General features: G+C 72.1%; 18 protein-coding genes. 10 read left to right on the forward strand and 8 right to left on the reverse strand.

Annotated elements, in window-relative coordinates:
- The first annotated feature begins 176 nt into the window (after positions 1-176).
- A complete protein-coding gene (locus OWR29_RS21995) occupies positions 177-593 on the forward strand; it encodes a pilus assembly protein CpaE (protein WP_267564942.1) in 417 nt (138 codons plus the stop codon).
- Here the strand turns inward: OWR29_RS21995 and OWR29_RS22000 are convergent.
- The 5 genes from OWR29_RS22000 to OWR29_RS22020 form a co-directional block, all read right to left on the reverse strand.
- Positions 590-3,970, reverse strand: a complete 3,381-nt coding sequence (locus OWR29_RS22000) for an ATP-dependent helicase (RefSeq protein ID WP_267564943.1) — start codon at positions 3,968-3,970, stop codon at positions 590-592. The two genes, OWR29_RS21995 and OWR29_RS22000, sit on opposite strands and share 4 nt — an antisense overlap.
- A complete protein-coding gene (locus OWR29_RS22005; protein ID WP_267565128.1) occupies positions 3,967-7,926 on the reverse strand; it encodes an ATP-dependent helicase in 3,960 nt (1,319 codons plus the stop codon). The genes OWR29_RS22000 and OWR29_RS22005 overlap by 4 nt, the downstream gene beginning before the upstream one ends.
- 101 nt (positions 7,927-8,027) lie before the next feature.
- Entirely contained in the window at positions 8,028-9,050 is a 1,023-nt protein-coding gene (locus tag OWR29_RS22010; RefSeq protein WP_267564944.1) for a LacI family DNA-binding transcriptional regulator, read from the reverse strand.
- A gap of 268 nt (positions 9,051-9,318) precedes the next feature.
- Positions 9,319-9,870: an LOG family protein gene (locus tag OWR29_RS22015; RefSeq protein WP_267564945.1), complete on the reverse strand. Its 552-nt coding sequence runs from the start codon at positions 9,868-9,870 to the stop codon at positions 9,319-9,321.
- 1 nt (position 9,871) lies between these two features.
- Positions 9,872-10,651 (reverse strand): LOG family protein, encoded by a 780-nt coding sequence (locus tag OWR29_RS22020; RefSeq protein WP_267564946.1) that lies wholly within the window; start codon positions 10,649-10,651, stop codon positions 9,872-9,874.
- Between the two features lie 190 nt (positions 10,652-10,841).
- Between OWR29_RS22020 and OWR29_RS22025 the strand changes: the two genes are divergently transcribed.
- On the forward strand, positions 10,842-11,042 hold the full coding sequence (locus tag OWR29_RS22025; protein WP_267564947.1) for a hypothetical protein: 201 nt from the start codon (positions 10,842-10,844) through the stop codon (positions 11,040-11,042).
- A 2-nt stretch (positions 11,043-11,044) separates the two neighbouring features.
- Here OWR29_RS22025 and dapE read toward each other — a convergent pair whose 3' ends face one another.
- The gene (dapE, locus tag OWR29_RS22030; RefSeq protein ID WP_267564949.1) at positions 11,045-12,115 is read right to left on the reverse strand and encodes a succinyl-diaminopimelate desuccinylase; all 1,071 of its coding nucleotides are present in this window, start codon (positions 12,113-12,115) and stop codon (positions 11,045-11,047) included.
- 70 nt (positions 12,116-12,185) lie between these two features.
- Between dapE and dapD the strand changes: the two genes are divergently transcribed.
- Positions 12,186-13,121: a 2,3,4,5-tetrahydropyridine-2,6-dicarboxylate N-succinyltransferase gene (dapD, locus tag OWR29_RS22035; protein WP_267565130.1), complete on the forward strand. Its 936-nt coding sequence runs from the start codon at positions 12,186-12,188 to the stop codon at positions 13,119-13,121.
- On the opposite strand, the gene OWR29_RS22040 is transcribed toward dapD, so the two are convergent.
- Positions 13,111-13,911 (reverse strand): LysR family transcriptional regulator ArgP, encoded by an 801-nt coding sequence (locus OWR29_RS22040; protein WP_267564951.1) that lies wholly within the window; start codon positions 13,909-13,911, stop codon positions 13,111-13,113. The two genes, dapD and OWR29_RS22040, sit on opposite strands and share 11 nt — an antisense overlap.
- Positions 13,912-13,982: 71 nt before the next feature.
- On the opposite strand from OWR29_RS22040, the gene OWR29_RS22045 reads away from it, so the two are divergent.
- The 6 genes from OWR29_RS22045 (at position 13,983) to OWR29_RS22070 (ending at position 18,170) form a co-directional block, all read left to right on the forward strand.
- On the forward strand, positions 13,983-14,579 hold the full coding sequence (locus OWR29_RS22045) for a LysE/ArgO family amino acid transporter (RefSeq protein ID WP_267564952.1): 597 nt from the start codon (positions 13,983-13,985) through the stop codon (positions 14,577-14,579).
- A 292-nt stretch (positions 14,580-14,871) separates the two neighbouring features.
- Positions 14,872-15,894: a DNA polymerase III subunit beta family protein gene (locus OWR29_RS22050; protein ID WP_267564953.1), complete on the forward strand. Its 1,023-nt coding sequence runs from the start codon at positions 14,872-14,874 to the stop codon at positions 15,892-15,894.
- Between the two features lie 42 nt (positions 15,895-15,936).
- On the forward strand, positions 15,937-16,242 hold the full coding sequence (locus OWR29_RS22055) for an ArsR/SmtB family transcription factor (RefSeq protein WP_267565131.1): 306 nt from the start codon (positions 15,937-15,939) through the stop codon (positions 16,240-16,242).
- The gene (locus tag OWR29_RS22060; RefSeq protein ID WP_267564954.1) at positions 16,239-16,619 is read left to right on the forward strand and encodes an SRPBCC family protein; all 381 of its coding nucleotides are present in this window, start codon (positions 16,239-16,241) and stop codon (positions 16,617-16,619) included. Before OWR29_RS22055 ends, OWR29_RS22060 begins: the two co-directional genes overlap by 4 nt.
- A gap of 85 nt (positions 16,620-16,704) precedes the next feature.
- Positions 16,705-17,433 (forward strand): class I SAM-dependent methyltransferase, encoded by a 729-nt coding sequence (locus tag OWR29_RS22065; protein WP_267564956.1) that lies wholly within the window; start codon positions 16,705-16,707, stop codon positions 17,431-17,433.
- Between the two features lie 29 nt (positions 17,434-17,462).
- Positions 17,463-18,170, forward strand: a complete 708-nt coding sequence (locus OWR29_RS22070; RefSeq protein WP_267564957.1) for a carbon-nitrogen hydrolase family protein — start codon at positions 17,463-17,465, stop codon at positions 18,168-18,170.
- Here the strand turns inward: OWR29_RS22070 and OWR29_RS22075 are convergent.
- Positions 18,167-18,895, reverse strand: coding sequence for a class I SAM-dependent methyltransferase (locus OWR29_RS22075; RefSeq protein WP_267564958.1), 729 nt, complete (start codon positions 18,893-18,895; stop codon positions 18,167-18,169). The two genes, OWR29_RS22070 and OWR29_RS22075, sit on opposite strands and share 4 nt — an antisense overlap.
- 30 nt (positions 18,896-18,925) lie before the next feature.
- On the opposite strand from OWR29_RS22075, the gene OWR29_RS22080 reads away from it, so the two are divergent.
- Positions 18,926-19,318, forward strand: coding sequence for a RidA family protein (locus OWR29_RS22080; protein ID WP_267564960.1), 393 nt, complete (start codon positions 18,926-18,928; stop codon positions 19,316-19,318).
- Positions 19,319-19,541 lie beyond the last annotated feature (223 nt).

Raw genomic sequence — 19,541 nt, forward strand, 5'->3', positions numbered from 1 at the left:
CGAGGTAATAAGACCCACACTTCATGAGTCTCGTGTCGCCGTACTGATCGCCCGTACCGGAGAAACCCGGGTTACGACAAAGAGCGCCTGGGGCAGACTTCCCCACAGGCGCTCCTGAGTACTTGGGAACCAAACTGACAACGCGGAGAGCCTAACACGTCCAAGGAGGTTCGCCGGTGATCGGCGTTGAACTGGCACAGCAGCTCAGAGAGGCCGGACTGGCCTGGAAGCCGGCCCTCGGCGACCGGTTCGCCATCCCCGACCGGGATCTGGACGACGAAGTGTTCGTGTTGAGCAACATGACTGTCGAGGTGCATTCGATGCCGGAGGGCCGGGTCATCGGCTTCAACGGCACCACTGAATGGGCGCTCGACGACGTGGAACTCGACGAGACGGTGTGGCTGCCCCGCGAGGACCAGCTGCGCGAACTGCTCGGCGGGACGTTCCGGGTCCTGCGGCGCGGGCCGGCCGGCTACGAGGTGGTCATCGACCTGCTGGGCGAGGAGCGGACGTTCGGGGCGGAGACGACCGAGGGCGCGTACGCCTCGGCCCTCCTGCACCTGCTGGCGGCAGCGGGGGCCGACGGCCTCTAATTCACCCGTTCGGGGAGTCGTTCGATCAGCTCCGCGAGCTGCGCGGCGTCGAGCAGGTCGACCGGTCGCACGGTCACCTGCTCGCGTACGTAATGGAAGCCCGCCCGCACCCGGTTGACTGGCACCTCGGCCAACGAGGCCCAGGCCAGCCGGTACGCGGCCAACTGGACCGCGGCCGCCTCGGCCTCCGCCCCCTCGGGCCGCCGGCCGGTCTTCCAGTCGATGACGTCGTAGCGGTTGGCCGTGCCGGCGTAGACGGCGTCCATCCGCCCCCGCACGACCACCCCGGCGATCGTGGTGGCGAACGGGACCTCCACCTCGATCGGCGTACGGTCGGCCCACTCGCCGGCCAGGAACGCCTCTTGCAGGGCAACCAGCTCGGCGTCGTCGGCCGCGTCGTCGTCGGCCGCGCCGGGCAGCTCGTCGATGTCGATCAGGCGGACGGCGCCGAACCGCTGCTCGAGCCAGGCGTGGAAGGCCGTGCCCCTTCGGGCATGCGGAAGGGGCCGATGGGGCAACGGGCGGCGCAGCGAGCGGGCCAGCGCCTGCGGGTCGCGGCGCAGCACCACCAGCTGCGACACCGACAGGTGAGCGGGCAGCGCGACCTCGATCGGGCCGTCCCGCCGGGCTCGTTCGTCCCGCTCGGCGAGTAGCAAGGCCGCCTCGCGCCGCCAGCGTTCGATGTCGGGATCCCGCACGGCCGGCAGACCGACCAGCTCGGCCGCCAGTTCGGAGCGGGCGGCGACCTCGGGCTCGGCCTCGGCCAGTTCGGCGAAGGCCTCGGCCGCCTCGGCGTCGGGGGCGGCGATCATGCGGCGGATCAGGTCGGCCGCGGTGGCCATGGCCGGGCGGCGCAGACCCAGCGGGTCGAACGGCCACTGCGCCGACGGCACCACCTCGGCCGCCGGGTTAGTCGCGCCGGGGACCGGCTCGGGGGTCCAGGCGTCGACCACACCGGCGCCCTCGTCGCAGGCGGCGCGGATCTCGTCGAGGAAGACCGACGGACCGCGCGGGCGCTTCACGCCGTCACCCCACCAATAGCCGGAGGCGAGCAGCAGGCGCCGGGGGCGGGTCACGGCGACGTAGGCCAGCCGGCGCTCCTCCCGCTCGTCGTGCTCGCGCCAGGCCGTGCCGAAGTTGCTGACCGCAGTGAGCACGCCCTTCTGGTCGATCGCCGGCGACAGGTCGAGCTTGGGCAGGCCGTCCGAGTCGCCGCGCAGCGGGAACGGCAGCACGCCGATGCCCATCAGGTAGTGGTCGGTGTTGCGGGTGACGCCCGGCCAGACCTGCTTGCTCAGGCCGGCCACCGAAACGACGTCCCACTCCAGGCCCTTGGCGGCGTGCGCGGTGAGGATCTGGACCGCGCCCTCGACCACGTCGACCTGGCCCGGCTCGAGGCCGCGCTCCTCCTCCTCGGCCGCGGTGAGGAAGGCGAGGAAGCCGGCCAGCGTGCCCCCGTCGGTCTCGGCGCCGTAGCGGGCGGCGGTGTCGGCCAGCGCGTCCAGGTGCCCGCGGGCCAAGCCGGCGTCGCCTGCGGCCCAGCCCCGCACGGCCACCTCGACGTCCAGGCCGATCGTGCGTTCAATGTCCGACACCAGGTCAGGCAGCGGCTGGTCGAGACGCTGACGCAAAGAACTCAGTTCCCGGCTGTACGCGTGGAGGCGCGCGAAGCCCTCGGCCGAGTACTGCTGCGGGGCGCCCAGATCGGCCATCGCCTCGACCAGTGTCGCGTCGTCGAGGCGGTCGGCCACGACGTCGTCGGGCTCGACGCCGGCCACCACGGCGGCCCGGGCCGCGGCCAGGCCACGGGCCCGGCGGTGCAGGGCCACCAGGTCGCGAGGGCCTATCCGCCAGCGGGCGCCGGTCAGCAGGCGCAGCAGTGACGCCCCGTCGGTCGGGTCGGCCAGCACCCGCATCGTGCACACGACATCGCGTACCTCGGGGGTGTCGAGCAGACCGCCGAGGCCGACCACCTCGACCGGCAGGCCTCGAGCGCGCAACGCCTCCTCGATGGCGGGGATCTGACTGCGTACGCGAACCAGGACGGCACTGGTGGGACGCTTCTCGACCGGGATCTCGCCGGGCAGGGCTTCGGGCATCCCGGCCGTGATCCGCCAGGCCGTGAGCATCGAGTCGCCGATCCAGGCCGCCTCGTCGGCGAACGTGGGCAGCAGGGCGCAGGCCACCGTGCGGCCGCCGACCGAGCCGGAAACCCGCTCGGCGGCCCGCAGCTCGGTGACGTTGGCGCCGAACGCCCGCAGCGGGGCCGAGAGGGTGTTGGCGACCCGCAGGATTTCGGGGCGGTTGCGCCAGCTGCGGGTCAGGCCGCCGATGCGGGCCGGCTCTCCGCTGGGCAGCGTGAACTCGCCGGGGAAGCGGTCGAGGGTGCCGGCCGACGCGCCGCGCCAGCCGTAGATCGACTGGCACGGGTCGCCGACCGCGGTGACCGGGTGCCCGCCGCCGAACAACGCGTTCAACATGGTCACCTGGGCGTGGCTGGTGTCCTGGTACTCGTCGAGCAGCACGATCCGGAACCGGCCGCGCTCGATCTCGCCCACCTCGGGATGGTCGCGGGCGACCAGGGCGGCCCGGGCCATCTGGTCGCCGAAGTCCATCGCCTCCAGGTCGAGCTTGCGCTGCTCGTACAGACGGACCAGGGGCAGCAGGGTGAGCCGTAGCCGCTGCCGGGCGAGCACGTCGTTGACGTCCTTGTAGACCTTGCCCGGCAGCTCCTGCACCTCGGCGAAGAAGCGGCCCGTCCAGGCGGCGAGCTCGTCCGGCGTGACCAGATGCTCGGCCAGCTCACCGGCCAGGGCGAGCACGTCGTCGGTGACGGTGGTCGGCGCGCGGTTCACGCCGGTCATCTCGCCGGTGTACGAGCGGACCAGCGAGTCCACGATCTGCCAGCGGGCGGCCTCGGTGAGCAGGCGGGCCGACGGTTCGAAACCGGCGCGCAGGCCGTGCTCGGTGACCACCCGGGCCGCGTACGAGTGATAGGTCGAGATCGTGGCCTCGCCGGCGAAGGCGTCGTCGCGGCCGAGGCGGCGCACGAGCTGACCGAGCCGGGTGCGGACGCGGTGGGCCAGCTCGCCGGCAGCCTTGCGGGTGAACGTCAGGCCCAGGATCTGGTCGGGGTGGGCGTAGCTGTTGGCGACCAGCCACACGACGCGCGAGGCCATCGTCTCGGTCTTGCCCGAACCGGCCCCGGCCACCACCAGCAGCGGCTCGACCGGGGCCGAGATGATCTCGGACTGCTCGGTCGTGGGCCGGGGCAGGCGCAGCAGGCGGGCCAGCTCTTCCGGGGTGTAGCGGGGGCCCGAATCGGCACGGCGGCGGGGCGTCGCCGGCTCGTCGGCGAACAGGCTCGGCTGGGTCACTGGCCCTGCTCTACGACTTGGCGTCCTTTGCCCGAGACCGGGCAGCTGGTGCGCACCGGGCAGACCCGGCAACGGCTGTTGGCGACGGCCGAGAAGGTGGCGGCGGCCATCGTGTCGGCGGTGCGGCGGACCATCTCGTACGCCCATTGAGGGTCGGTCGCGTCGGCCAGCGGCAGCTGCATCTGCTCGCGGGCGTCCTTGCCCGGGCCGAGCTGCACCAGCGCGGCCCCGCCGCTCTCGGCCCCGTAGTCGGCGAAAGCGCCCGCTTGTACGGCGGTCTGATAGCCCGCGAGCTGCGCGTGCTCCTCGACCTCGGCCGCCGCGACCGCCGTCGACTTGCCGGTCTTGAGGTCGATGACCACGAGGCGGCCGTCCTCGTCGATCTCGAGCCGGTCGACGCGGCCGGTGAGCTGGATCGGGCGGGTCGGGTCTTCCAGCCGGACGCTGAACTCGTGCTCGATGGCCAGCAGCCGGCGCGGGTTGACGGCGAGCCAGCGCAGCAGTTTGTCCACCATGGCCTGCGCCCTGTCTTGCTCGGGGCCGGCCAGCCAGCGGGCGGCCAGCTCGATCGCGTCGAACCGGGCGCTGACGTACTCGACCAGCTTCTCGCGGTCGGCGTTGGCGTCCTCGGCCAGCATGGCCGCCGCGTGCACCAGGTTGCCGACGCCCTGGGCCGGGCCGGCCGGGGCCGCGCCGCCGTGCCGTTCGAGCAGCCAGCGCAGGCTGCAGCGCAGGGCGCTCTCCATCGAGGAGGGAGTGACCTTGACCGCTTCACCGTCGTCGACCAGCGGCCGGTCGTCGGAGAGCGGGCGCAGTCCCCACCACTCGTCCGGGTGAGCGCCGGGCACGCCGGCCGCCGCCAGCTTGGCCAGTTCCGCCGCGGCGGCATGGCGCCGGGCCGGCGTCTGATCGGCGCCGACGACGACCGTACGCAGCTCGGCCACCAGCGCCGACAGCGTGAGCGCGCGCGGCGGCCGGCCGACCGGAATCTCCTCCGGGTCGTCGACCGGCTCGGCCTCGCCCGGATCGTCGTCGGGCGGCTCCTCGGTCGGCCACTCGCTCGGGTCGTCGCTGACCAGGACACCCTGCTCCGCCTCGGCGGGGCCGGACTCGGAGCTTCCCGCGCGCTGCTCGTCCGGCTCACCGTCCTCGCTCGCTGCGTCGGGTTCGCGTGGGCCCTCCGGATCGACGTCGGCCAAGCCAGGAGCCGCGCCGCCGATGGCGTCGGGTCCGTGTGGACCTTGCGCGTGGGTGTCGGACTGGCCGGGAGCCGTGCCGCCGGTGGCGTTGGGGTCGCGTGGGCCTTGCGGGTGGGTGTCCGGGAGGTCGGGGCCCGACGGAGGTGGGCCGGCGGGTGGGGGTGGGCCGGGCTCGCCGTCGTCGGAGAGGCCCAGCTCGGTGAGGAAGCGGCTGGGCTGCTCCTCGCCCTCGGAGCCCCCGACGCCGGCCGAGGCGATCGCGGTGACGATCAGCTTGTGGCGGGCGCGGGTGGTGGCCACATAGAACAACCGGCGCTCCTCGTCGAGCAGCGCCGACGTCTCGCCGACGACCGCGGCCTGGCCGGTGGCGGCCCGGCCGGCCAGCACGTCGACCAGCCTCTCGGAGCCGAGCAGGCTGCCGCGCAGCCGCAGGTCGGGCCAGATGCCCTCTTGCACGCCGGCCAGCACGACCACATCCCACTCGAGCCCCTTGGCGGCGTGCGCGGTGAGCAGCCGGACGGCCTCGCCCCGGTCGGCGCTGGGCGCGATCGAGTCGGCCGGCAGGTCTTGAGCCAGCACGTGGTCGAGGAACGTGTCGACGCGGGCGCCGGGCAGCCGGTCGACGAAGCGGGCCGCCGCGTCGAACAACACGACCATCGAGTCGAGATCGCGGTCGGCCGCCTCGGCCCGCCACTGCCGCGCGCGGCCGGCATCGGTGTTCTCGGGCGCCGGACCGGAGCGGGTGCTCATCGCGTACCAGCGGTCGGCCAGCCCGCTGGCCTTCCAGATGGTCCACAACACCTGCTCGGCGGTGGCGCCGGGCGCCGCGGCCGCCTCACGCGCGGTCGCCAGCAGCCGGGCAACATTCTGCGCGGGCAGGGCCCAGCGCCGCTCCACCATGTCGAGCCCGGCCGGGTCACGCACCGCGTCGACCAGCAGCTCACCGGACGGACGCCTGTCCCCCGCGGCCAGTGCCAGCGCCCGCAGCCCCTGCCGCAGCCGCCGCTCGGCCAGCGGGTCGGCCCCGCCCAGCGACGAGTGCAGCAGCGCGACAGCGGTTTCTTCGTTCAGCGCCTCGGCATCAAGCGCGCACCGCAGCAGCAACAGGAAGGGCGCCACCGCCGGCTGAAGGTGCAGCGGCAGGTCTTCGGCGTGGGTCACCGTCGGCACACCGGCCGCCGCCAGCGCCCGCTGCAAAGACGGCAGCTGCAAAGACGTGCTGCGCAGCATGACCGCCATCCGCGACCACGGCACCCCGTGCAGCAGGTGAGCCTCCCGCAGCGCGTGCGCCACGTAAGCAGCCTCGGCGGTGGCCGCCCGGAACACCCGGACGACCGTCTCCGCGGCGATCGGGGGTTTGGCGCTGACGCCGCCCGCCTCGCCCAGCGCGGGACCAGCGGCGGCACGCTCCCCCGGCAGCCGGGCTTCGCTGGAGCCTTGCGCATCCGCCGCCCCGGCCGAGGCGGAGCGGGGTGCGCCCGGCAGCCCCGCTGACGAAGCGGGCTCGTCCGGCACGGCGGCTGAGGCGGAGCGGGGTGCGCCCGGCAGCACCGCTGACGAAGCGGGCTCGTCCGGCACGGCGGCCGAGGCGAAGCGGGATGCGCCCGGCAGCACCGCTGACGAAGCCGGCACTGCGGCCGAGGCGGACGCAGGCGCGCCGGCCGCGGGCGGGGGTGAGGCGGGGTCGGAGGAGGTTGCGGGTGGCGGTTCGGGGCCGAGGATCGGGGGTGGCGGGTGCATAGGGCGGTGCCGGATCGGGCCGCGCATGCGCCGGGAAACCCGCGATGTGGCGGAGAGCAGGGAAGACTCGGCGCGGTAGTTGGTGTGCAGGGTCAGCGTCTCGGCCAGGGCGCCCGACGCCGTACGGAACTTGGCGGGGAAGCCGGCCACCGCGCCGGGGTCGGCGCCGCGGAAGCCGTAGATCGAGGAATCCGGGTCGCCGAAGGCCACCAGCGGCTTGCCGCCCCCGGCGACCAGGGACAGCAGCTCGATCTGGGCCGGGTCGGTGTCGGCCAGCTCGTCGACGTAGACGTGAGCCAGGCGGCGGCGTTCGGCCTCGAGCAGCTCGGGGTTGTCGGCCAGCAGGCCCGAGGCGGCCCGCACCAGCTCGGCCGGGTCGTAGGCCGACGAGCCGCGGGTCGTCACGTCGCGCAGGGCGAGGACGGCGACGTACTCACGCAGGAAGCGGGCCGCGGCCGGCCAGTCGTCGCGGCCCAGGCGTTCGCCCAGGCGGGCCAGTTCGACCGGGCCGACGCCGCGCTCGGCGGCGCGCTGCATGAGGTCGCGCAGCTGCTGGGCGAAGGCCCGGGTGGGCAGGGCGGGCCGCAGCGCCGCGGGCCAGCCGATCGGGTCGGGCTCGTCGACGTCGCCCGAGGCCTCGAGCAGCTCACGGATGATCAGGTCTTGCTCGGGGCCGGTCAGCAGGCGCGGGGACGGCTCGCCCCGGTCGGCCGCGGCCCGGCGCAGGAGGCCGAACGCGTACGCGTGGAAGGTGCGGACCAGCGGCTCGTGCACGATGCGGCCAAGGTCGGCCGCGATGCGCGCCTCGATGCGGTCGCGCAGGGCCGTGGCGCCGCGCCGGCCGAACGTGAGGACGAGGATGCGCTCGGGGTCGGTGCCGTCGGCGATGCGGGCGGCCACCGATTCGACCAGCGTGGTCGTCTTGCCGGTGCCGGGACCGCCGACCACCAGCAGCGGACCGTCGACGTGGGCGGCCGCGTAGCGCTGAAGCGGATCGTCCAGCAGGGCCGGCCGCACCGTGGGCGGACGCCGGACCAGGCGGTACGCCGGGCGGCGGACCGCGGCGGGGGAAGAGGCCGGCGTGCTCACGGCAACAAGGAAACCACGCGGGTACGACGTTATCGAACAGGCGGTTTGCCGACCGAGTCGCGACGGCGGACCGGCATCGGCAGCCGTAGCACCGCGGGACCGGACGGCGGGCCGAGCAGCTTCTCGACGGCCTGCCATCCGAGCTGGTAGTGCGGCAGCGAGATGCTGGTGAGCTGGGGCCGCAGCCAGGCCGCCAGGTCGGAGTCGTCGAACGAGACGACCGACACGTCCTCCGGGATCCGGCGGCCGGCGTCGCGCAGCGCCTGGTAGGCGCCCAGAGCGATGCGGTCGTTGAGGCAGATGAAGACCTGCGGGCTGAGGCCCGCTTCCAGGCTGCGGCTCACCGCCTCGTACGCCGAATCGGGCCACCAGTCGCAGTCGACCGTCCCGGCCAGGTTCGCCTCCGATGCCTGCAGCCCCTCACGGATGCCGGCCAGCCTCTCGCGTCCGGCGAAGACGTGCTCGTCCGGGCTGCCGACCAGATAGATGCCGTCGCGATGCCCGGCCTCGAGCACGAGGGTGGCCGCGCTCCACCCGGCCGCCAGTTCGTCCGGGATGATCTGGTGCTGGGCCGGCCGGGCCCCTCGGGTGAGGCAGTTGAGCAGCACGACCTGATGGCCCTTGAGCTGCTTGGGCAGCCGCACGTAGCGGGTGAACATGCTGGCGTAGATGAACGCGTCGACCTGCCGGTCGAGGAAGTCGGAGATCAGCTTCTCCTCGACGACCGGGTCACCCTCGGTCTCGCCGATGAAGAGCAGGTGGCCGTGGGCGACGGCGGCGGCCAGGGCGCCGTGGATCGCCTTGCCCGCGTACGGGTCGGAGGCGAGGGTGTCGGAGACGAGGGCGATGGTGCGCGTCACCTTTGTGCGCAGGCTGCGCGCCATGAGGTTGGGCCGGTAGTCCAGCTCCTGGGCCGCCCGGAGCACCCGTTGCCGGGCGTCCTCCGAGATTCTCATGTCCAAGTGGCGTCCAGCGAGGACGAAAGAGGCCGTGCTGCGGGACACGCCGGCCCGCTGTGCGACCTGAAGCAGGGTCGCCCGTTGCGGCGGCATGCCCGCAGTCTTCCACGATCCCCCAAACGGGCACCATGCGAATGTTCGCAGATGCCACGTTGACGTCCGGCGATTTCCCGGCGCACTGTCGGCTCAACCGATCCAGCGCGTGCCCCGGCGGGCGCGACGCCGCCGGACGGCCGGAAGGTGCGCACCGGCGTGTCCCGGTGAGAGCGCGTGCGGCGCGCCCCCGGCCCGGCCGGCGGGCCCGCCGGGGCCCCTGGTCACGCCGGGTGGGTGTGGTGACACCCACCCGGCGTGACATCCCTCAGCTTCCGGTTACCCGTTCCTCGACGGCGTCCAACGCGGAGCCGATCGACTTGGCCACGATCACCCGATCGAGCGCGGACGAGCGGACGAAGGCCGTGTCGGCCAGCTGCCCGAGCCAGGCCAGCAGGCCGTCGTAGAAGCCCTCGGGGTCGAGCAGGACGATCGGCTTGGCGTGCAGATCCAGTATTCCGGTCGTCCACACCTCGAACAGCTCGTCGAGCGTGCCGAGCCCGCCCGGCAGCGTGATGAAGGCGTCCGACCGCTCGATCATGATGTTTTTCCGCGAGCCCATGTCATTGGTGACGATCAGCTCGTCCGAGGCCATGTCGGCCACCTCGAGGTCGACCAGCGACTGCGGGATCACCCCGAGCGTGTGCGCGCCGCCGGCCCGGGCGCCGTCGGCCACCGCGCCCATCATGCCGACGCAGCCACCGCCCGAGACCAGCGTGTGCCCGCGGGCGCCGATCTCTTCGCCGGTACGGGTGGCCAGGTCGAGCCACTTCTGGTCGAGGGTGCTCGACGAGGCGCAGAACACGCAGATGGCGGCCACGTCAGGCCTTGCTGTTGGCGTCGGCGAGCGCCGCGTCGGCGTCCACGATGATCTGCACGGCCTCGTCCACGTCGTCGGTGAGCTGGATCAGCTCCAGGTCGCTCTCGCTGATCTTGCCGTCGGCCAGCAGCGTGCCCTTGACCCAGTCGAACAGGCCCGACCAGTACGCCGTACCCATGAGAATCACCGGGAAGCGGGTGACCTTCTTCGTCTGCACCAGCGTGATCGCCTCGAACAGCTCGTCGAGGGTGCCGAAGCCGCCGGGCAGCACCACAAATGCCTGGGCGTACTTGACGAACATGGTCTTGCGGACGAAGAAGTAGCGGAAGTCGATGCCGATGTCGACCCAGTCGTTGAGGCCCTGCTCGAACGGCAGCTCGATGCCGAGCCCGACCGACATGCCGCCGGCCTCGGTCGCGCCCCGGTTCGCGGCCTCCATCACGCCCGGGCCGCCGCCGGTGATCACCGCGTAGCCGGCCTCGGCCAGCGCGGCGCCCAGGGCCGCGGCCATCTCGCACTCGGGGCTGTCGGGGTGGCTGCGGGCCGAGCCGAAGACACTGACCGCGGGCGGCAGGTCGGCCAGCGTGTCGAAACCCTCGACGAACTCCGACAGGATGCGCAGCGCCCGCCAGGCGTCCTTGGTCTTCCACTCCCGCCGGTGGTGCGAGTCGAGCAGTTTCTCGTCGGCCGTGCTCGGCGGGATCGACTCGCGGCGAAGGGTCACGGCGCCGCGGTGACGCTCCGGCGCACCGTCGCGTCGCCCGTTGGTGCTGTCCGTCATGCCTAAAAGGTAGTGCGGACGGTCAGTTGGACGGTGAACAACCGGGTGGGTTTCGGTAAGAGGATTGCGGGTGCGCGACCTTTTTGCCAGATTGAAGCAACGGACGGTAGCTCTAGAGCGTCTCTTCAGTTACCAACTCGCGGCACGCACGCACTGCGCCCGGCATGGTGGCCGGGCTTAAGGAGCCTCCGTGACGACCCGATACGAGCGCTTGAAGATGCAGCGCCGCATGCAGCGGCGCATCCGTCTGGTGGTCGAGGAACGCCGCATGGCGTTCGGCGCGCGCCCCCGGACCGACGGTGAGGTGGCAGTCGACCCGGAGGCCACCATGGAGATCGAGCCCATGAAGGTGCGCGCGATCGGCCGGGTGGCGGTGCGCCCCGCCCTCTGAGGCTACGAGGCCAGCCAGCGGTGCAACGTCGCCGCGCCGTCCCGGATCTTGCCGATCTCGACGTGCTCGTCGGGCGCGTGCGCCAGCAGCGGGTCGCCGGGGCCGTAGTTGAGGGCCGGGATGCCCAGCGCCGCGAACCGGGCCACGTCGGTCCAGCCCAGCTTGGCGGCCGGTTCGGCCCCGACGGCGGTCAGGAACTCGCGGGCCGGCGCGGCCGACAACCCGGGCAGTGCGCCCGGCGCCGAGTCGGTCAGTTCGACCTCGTACCCCTCGAAGACCTCGTGCACGTGTTCGAGCGCCTGCTTCTCCGTACGGTCGGGAGCGAAGCGCATGTTGACTTCGATCACACACTCGTCGGGCACGACGTTCCCGGCCACGCCACCATGGATCTTGACCGCGTTCAGGCCCTCACGGTACGTGCAGCCGTCGATCGTGACCGTCCGCGCCCGGTAGTCCGACAGCCGCCGCAGCACGTCACCCGCCGCGTGGATCGCGTTGACCCCGCGCCAGGCCCGGGCCGTGTGGGCCCGCCGGCCGGTGGTGCGCACCAGGGCGCGCAGGGTTCCCTGGCAGCCGGCCTCGACCACGCCGTACGTCGGTTCGAGCAGCACCGCGAAGTCGGCCAGCAGCCACTCGGGGTGGGCCTCGGCGACCAGGTTGAGCCCGTTGTACTTCGAGTCGATCTCTTCGGCCTCGTAGAACAGGAACGTGAGGTCGTAGCGCGGGTCGGGCAGCGTGGCCGCCAGGTGCAGGGCCAGCGCGACGCCGCTCTTCATGTCGGACGTGCCGCAGCCGTAGATCAGGTCGTCCACGACGGTCGACGGGAAGTTGTCGTTGATGGGCACGGTGTCCAGATGGCCGGCGAGGACGACGCGTTGTTCGCGCCCCAGATCCGTACGGGCCATGACGGTGTTGCCGAGCCGGTCCACGCTGAGATGGGACGCCTGGCGGAGCACTTCCTCCACGTTGCCGGCGATTGCCTGCTCTTGGCGGGAGACGGACTCGATGTCGACCAGGGTGCGGGTGAGCTCCACCGGGTCGACCAACACGTCCGGGGTAAGCGGGTTGGCCATAGGCCGCACGATACCGGCCGATGGTGAATCACGATCAGGCTCAGGGTTTTAGTAGGGTTCGGCCGTGGATATCTCGACCTCCCCTGCCTGGGGCATCGGCCTCGCCACCGTCACCGCCGAGGGGCAGGTGCTCGACACCTGGTACCCCGAGGGCTTCCTCGGGCTGGGCGAGGCGCCCGCCGAGGCGCCGGTGCTGCCGGCCGGGCTGACCGGGCCCAAGGCGCTGCCCGGCCTGTCGACGGTCGAGGTGCGCGTCACGATCGCTTCGCTGGCCGACCCGATCAAGGACGCGTCGGACGCCTACCTGCGGCTGCACCTGCTCTCGCACCGCTTCGTGGTGCCGAACTCGCTCAACCTGGACGGCATCTTCGGCGCGCTGGCCAACGTGGCCTGGACGTCGGCCGGCCCGTGCCCGGTCGACCGGGTCGATGAGCTGCGCTTTCTCGAGCGCGCGGCCGGCCGGCACCTGGCCGTCTTCGGCGTCGACAAGTTCCCCCGCATGACCGACTACGTGGTGCCGTCGGGCGTCCGGATCGCCGACGCCGACCGGGTGCGGCTGGGCGCCCACCTGGCCTCGGGCACGACGGTCATGCACGAGGGCTTCGCCAACTTCAACGCGGGCACGCTGGGCACATCGATGGTCGAGGGGCGCATCGTGCAGGGCGTCGTGGTGGGCGACAGCTCCGACATCGGGGCCGGGTCGTCCATCATGGGCACGCTGTCCGGCGGCGGGAAAGACAAGGTGCGCATCGGCGAGCGCAGCCTGCTCGGCGCGAACGCGGGCATCGGCATCTCGCTCGGCGACGACTGCGTGGTCGAGGCGGGCTGCTACATCACGGCCGGGTCGAAGATCACACTTCCCGACGGCCGGGTGGTCAAGGCGCGCGAGCTGTCCGGGGTCAACGGGCTGCTGTTCTGGCGCAACTCGGTGACCGGGGCGCTCGAGGCCAAGCCGCGCACGGGCTCGGGGATCGAGCTGAACGCGGCGCTGCACGCTAACTCCTGAGATAGGGGGCGGCCGCCGCTTTGACGGCGGCCGTCAACTCCTCCAGCACTTCCGAGCCGATCCGCCAGTACTGCCAATACAGGGGTACGTCGAGGTGCCGGCCCGGATTCAAGTCCTGGTAGAGCCCGGCTGCGATGTCGTCGCGCGCGATCCAGTCGGGGACCAGGCCCCAGCCCAGCCCGATGCGGACGGCCTCGATGAACGCCGAGGCCGAGGGGACAAAGTGCTCGCTCGTGTCTGATTTGTCGGGCATGAGCCGGTGCTGCAGGTGGTCCTTGCGGTTGTAGCGGACCATCGCCTGGTCCTCGGGGCGGCCGACGGCCAGGTAGCGCATCGCGCCCAGCCGCTCGATCCGGCAGCCCTGCACCGGCGCGTCGTCGGCCGTCACCGCGGCCATGGCCGTGCCCGACCGCAGCAGGTCGGCCGTGAAGTACTCGTCGTCGGTGTGCAGTTCATACTGCGGGCCGGGCACCGCGAGCAGCGCCGGCAGGAACCAGGTGTGCAGCGAGTCGGCGTTCACCACGATCGAGACGCGCGTGCCGCCGCGAGCCTGCCCGATCGCCTCGCGCTCGAGCAGCGCCACCTGGCCCGCGAAGCGCACGAGGGCTTCACCGGCCGGGGTGGCCACGCATGGTTTCGTACGCCGGACCAGAACTTGACCCACCGAACGCTCGAGCGCCTTGATGCGCTGGCTGACGGCCGACGGCGTGACGTGCAACTCGCGGGCCGCGGCATCGAAGCTGCCCGACTCGATGACGGCCTGGAAGGTCGCCAGCTGCGCGAAGTCCACGTAAGCGATGCTAATGCAACGTCAAAATCTTTAGTTTGAGTACGGAGTGACGCCCGCTTAGCGTCGAACCCGTGCTCACCTCCGTCGTCGCCGGCTTCTTCGCCTCGGCCGTCCTGATCATCGCCATCGGCGCGCAGAACGCCTTCGTGCTCCGCCAGGGCCTGCGCCGCGAACACGTGCTCGCGGTCGTGCTGGTCTGCGCCCTCTCTGACTTGTTCCTGATCCTCGCGGGCATCGGCGGCCTCGGCGCGGTGGTCACGGCCCAGCCCTCCGCGGTCACCGTGATCAAGTGGGTCGGTGCGGCGTTCCTTATTACGTACGCGGTCATGGCCGCCCGCCGAGCCCTGCGCCCGTCGAGCCTGCAGGCCGCCGACCGAGCCCCCGCCACCCTCGGCGCGACGGTGCTCACCTGCCTGGCCCTGACCTACCTCAACCCGCACGTCTACCTCGACACCGTGCTGCTGCTGGGGTCGGTCGCACAGCAGCACCCGCACCGCTGGCTGTTCGGGTTGGGCGCGGCGGCCGCCAGCCTCGTGTGGTTCACGGCCCTGGGAGCGGGTGCCCACCGGCTGGCCCCGTTGCTGGCGCGGCCCTCAGCGTGGCGCGTCCTGGACGGCCTGATCGCCGTGGTCATGCTGGGCGTAGCCGCGATGCTGCTCCTCGGCTAGGCGCGCGCCTTCAGCTGGGCCCACGCCTGCAGCTAGGCGCACGCCTGCAGCTAGGCGCACGCCTGCAGCTAGGCGCACGCCTTCAGCTAGGCGCACGCCTGTGGATAACCGATCGCGCCCTCCCTGTGGACAACTCGGCCGGCCGCGCTTGACACGGCGTAAGTTCCACCCACAACGCCCCGAGGCGGGAGGGGGCTGGGGATGGCCCGGGGCTGTCCCAAATTCTTGATGATCTAGCCGGCTTGACCCTCGACCTGGTTGAGGCGACAGGGTCTGTGAGGTGCGAGGAGACATGCGCGGCATCGGTGAGGTGGCGCGGGCCAGCGGGCTCAGCGTCAGCGCGCTGCGGTTCTATGACGGCGCGGGCGTGTTGGTGCCGGCCGAGGTCGACGCGGTCACCGGGTATCGGCGGTACGCCGACGAGCAGGTGCGGGTGGCCCGGCTGATCGCGGGGCTGCGGCGGGTCGGCATGCCGGTGGCCGAGATCGCCGAGGCGGCGCGCGAGATCGACGATCCGGCGGCCGTGCGCCGGCGGCTCGACGCGCACCGGCGGCGGCTCGAGGACGGGCTGGCCGATGCGAAGCGTGAACTCCTCCGCGTCCACGCCCTGCTCGACCTCGAGGAGAAGCTCATGACCCGAGTCAGCCTGCCCGCCGCCGCCCTGGCCGCCACGATCGACGCCGTCCGTTTCGCCGCGGGGGCCGACCCGGCGCTGCCGATGTTGCAGTGCGTGTTGCTCGACGTGACCGCCGGCGAGCTCACTCTTGTCGCGACCGACCGCTTCCGGATGGCCGTGGCTGCGGCCGCCGCCGACGTCGAGGGGCCACCGATCCGCACGGTGTTGCCGCTGGCTTTCGTCGACGAATGGCGAGCCCAGCTGGGCGACGGCACCGCCATCATCGAGGTGAGTTCTGATTTCGTACGCGCGGAGCCGGGCCCGGTCGCGGCCAAGCCTTTGCAGATCGACTACCCGGACCATCGCCGCCTGCTCGACGGGCTGCCGGCTCCCACCACGCGGGTCACGATCGACGCCGCCGTCCTGCGCGACCGGATCGTGGCCGCGCCGACCTTCACGCATGTGCACGAGGGAACGCCGTACGAGGTGGCGATTCTGGGTTTTGCCGAGGGCACGGTGAACCTCGTTCCGGAGGGTGAGGTCCACCTGGCCGTGAACCGGGAGTTCCTGCTGCAGGCGCTCGACGCGGGCGGCGCCGGCCAGCTCGTGCTGGAACTCGACGGCCCGATCAAGCCCTTGGCTGTCCGCGTGCCGGGCGACGACTCGCGCTTCTCCATCCTGATGCCGGTCCGCGCTTGACGTGTCGGAGATTTCCGACGCATTATGGCGGGCGTGGCCGACATGGATGTGTTCGGCGTGCTGGCCAATCCGGTGCGCCGGCGGTTGCTCGAGGCGTTGCGTGACGGGCCGCTGCCCGCGGGCGAGCTGGCCGGGCGGTTCGCCCTGAGCCGTCCGGCCGTCTCGGAACACCTGGCGGTGCTGCGCCAGGCCCGGCTCGTCACCGAGGAGCCCCGCGGCCGGCACCGCTACTACCGGCTGGCCGCCGAGCCGCTGGCCGAGGTGAGCGACTGGCTGCACCCGTTCGAGCGGTACTGGCGCGAGCGGTTGACCGCGCTGCGCGACCTGACCGAGGGAGAAGACCTGTGAGCAGCATCGAGTGCGACCAGTTCATCGCCAAGCCGCCCGCCGCCGTGTGGCGGGTGCTGACCGAGCCCGAGCTGCACGCCAAGTGGTGGGCCGCGGGCGACATCAAGCCCGTGGTCGGGCATCGCTTCACGCTCGACATGGGCTCGTGGGGCGTGCAGCAGTGCGAGGTGCTGCAGGTGGAGCTCGAGAAGCTGCTGCGTTACACGTTCGCCGAGGGTGTGCTCGACACCGTGATCACCTGGCGGCTGGAGCCCGAAGGCACCGGGACGCGGCTCTTCCTCGTACACGAAGGCTTCGCACCCGGATCGACCGCGCTCGAGGGCATGGGCCGGGGCTGGCCGGGTCTCCTCCGCCGGGTCGAGGTCGCGGCGGAATAACAATTTACGGCGCCGTCACGCGATAGTGCTTGAGCCACGTCACACCGGGTGTTTGGTCGCGCGGAGCAGTGGCTACCGTCGCAGGGTGCGCATCGGGCAGCAGTACGAGCAAGCCGCCGGCGAGCGCGCCACCGGCTGGGAGTTCGCCTGGCTGGACGGGCGCGACGTCGGCTCCGAGCCGTCGTGGTCGTACCCCGCAATGGCCCGTACGCTGCTGCGCCGTGCCTCCTCGGCCCTCGACCTGGACACCGGCAGTGGCGAGTTGCTGGCCGAGCTGGCCCCGCTGCCGCCGCACACCGTCGCCGTCGAGAGCTGGGCTCGCAACACTCCGGTGGCCCGCGACCGGCTGGCCCCGCTGGCCGTCGAGGTGCTGACCGAACTGCCCGGCGGCGAGGACGAGTTCGACGTCGTCCTGAGCCGCCACGGCCGCCTGCCGGCCGACGACATCGTCCGCCTGCTGCGCCGCGACGGCACCGTGCTGAGCCAGCAGGTCGGCAGCGACGACCTGGCCGAGCTGAACGTGGCGCTGGGGGCGCCACCCGCTCACCGCCAGCCCTGGAACGCCGACGTCGCCGTCACGCGGCTCACCGCGGCCGGCCTCGAGGTGATCGACGTGCGCGAGGAGCGTCCGCCGGTGACCTTCCACGACGTCGGCGCCGTGGTCCGCCAGCTTCGCGATCTTCCCTGGCAGATCCGCGACTTCTCGCCGAGGCTCTACCAGGAGCCGCTGGACCGGCTCGACACCTACATCCGCCTGCACGGCGGTTTCACCGTCACCGCCCACCGTTTCCTGGTCGAAGCCGTCCGTCCGTAATCACACCCCCCGCAGAAAGATCGCCCCCCATGCGCTCGTTGGTCATCGCCGTAGCCCAACCGCCCGTTCACTCTCTCGACGTCGCCGCCAACGTCACCCGGCACGCGGCCGCCGTTCGCGCCGCCGGGGCCCGGCTGGTGGTTTTCCCCGAGCTTTCCCTCACCGGTTACGACATGGACGCGCCCCTGCTGGCGCCGGACGACCCGCGACTGCAGCCGCTGATCCAGGCCTGCGCCGCCACCGACACGATCGCTCTGGCCGGCGCCCCCGTCGCCGGGCCGCACATCGCCACACTGCTGATCGACGGCGACGGGGCTCGGGTCGCGTACCGCAAGGTCAACCCGCACCACACCGAGTCGCGCTTCTCCCCCGGCCCCGGCCCTGAGGTGATCGATTTGGACGGCTGGCGTCTGGGCCTCGGCATCTGCCGCGACACCGGCGTCGAGGAGCACGCGGCGGCCACGGCGGCGCTGGGCATGGACGCGTACGTGGCCGGTGTGGTCGACGAGCCGGCCGACGACGTCGTGCTGGCCGAGCGAGCCCAGCGGATCAGCCGGACGTACGGCGTCTGGGTCGCGATCTCGTCGTGCGCCGGGGCGAGCGGCCCCGACTATCCGGAGACGGCGGGCCGCTCGGGCATCTGGGCGCCGGACGGTTCGGTGGCCGCCCGGGCCGGCCGGGCCGTCAACGAGATCGCGCGGGCCACCCTCTTCGCCGAGAAGCTCGCTCGCGTCTAGCCCCGGCGGGCCAGCACCAGGCTCGTGCGCAGTTCCAGATGCACCGAGCCGCCGAAGCCGTCGATAGCGGCGTCCAGCCCGTCGAGGGTGCGGCGCTGCTCGTCCGGCGTGTGGCGGCGGAACGGCGAAAAGGTCCGCATCAGCTCGAGATAACGCGACTTCGAAAACATGACGTACGTGGTGAAGCGCCGCTCTTCGACGTCGGACCACAGCCCCGAGGCGAGCACGCCGTCGCGTACCCAATGCTCGGCCCGCTCCACCACCGTCGGGTCGACCGCCCGCAGCACGTCGCCGATCGCCTGCTCCTCCCCGGGCTCGGCGTAGCCGTACTTGTGACCGAAGACCGCCAGGGTGCCGCCCGGCGCGAGCGCGTCGAAGGCCCGCTGGTTGCGCGTCGCCGCGTCCATCCAGTGCCAGGCCAGCGCGCAGGCGATCAGATCCGGCTTCCGGGCCGGCGGCGTCCACTGCTCGAACGTCGTCTCCAGCACTTCGACCTGGGGAAACTTGGCGCGCAGGACGGCCGCCATGCGCGGGTCGGGTTCAAGAGCGACAAGCGGTTTCCCGTACGCGACCAGCAGCTCAGTGCCTTTGCCAGTGCCGGCGCCCAACTCGGCGATGCTGCCGATCGGCCCCCCGTAGTCGAGAATCGCCTGCCGCACGGCGTCCGGGTAGCCCGGCCGGACGTCGTCGTAAAGGGCCGCCACCTCGCCGAAGACCTGCGCCATGGGCCCGACCGTAGCGGCTAGGCTCGATGCGTGCAGCACCACATCCGGCCGGCCGGGACGCCGCCCACCAACGGTTACAGCCACGCGGTCGCCTACACGGGCTCGACGATCGTGGTGTCCGGCCAGGTGCCGCTGGATGCTGAGGGCCGCCTGATCGGCGAGGACGACGCGCTCGAACAGACCCGCCAGGTGTTCCGGAACATCACGGCGGTGCTGGCCGCGGCCGGCGCCGAGATGTCCGACGTGGTCAAGCTGACAATCTTCCTCACCAACCTGGCCGACCTGGCCGACTTCAGGACGGCGCGCAACGAGTTCATCGACCAGTCGCGGCCCCCGGCCAGCTCCCTGGTGCAGGTGGCCGGCCTGGTGAACCCGGACTTCCGGGTCGAGGTCGAAGCGATCGCCGTCCTCCCGGCCGGCTGAGCCCCGATCCCCGGCTTTCACCGACAGAAGCGTCACCGGTAAGCCTCTTTCAGGTGAGCGCAGTGGCGAATTCGCATACCCCATTCGGGGAATCGTGCCCTTGCCGTGATGCAAACATCGCGATTAATGCTCGTCTTTCCTCGCGTTGAGGCGGCCTTTCCGGGGCCACGGACGAAGATCGATCATTCGACGCCTTGAACACGTGGCGTGCGCCTGGTACACC

The organism is Paractinoplanes pyxinae, assembly GCF_026626335.1.
GTDB lineage: Bacteria > Actinomycetota > Actinomycetes > Mycobacteriales > Micromonosporaceae > Actinoplanes > Actinoplanes pyxinae.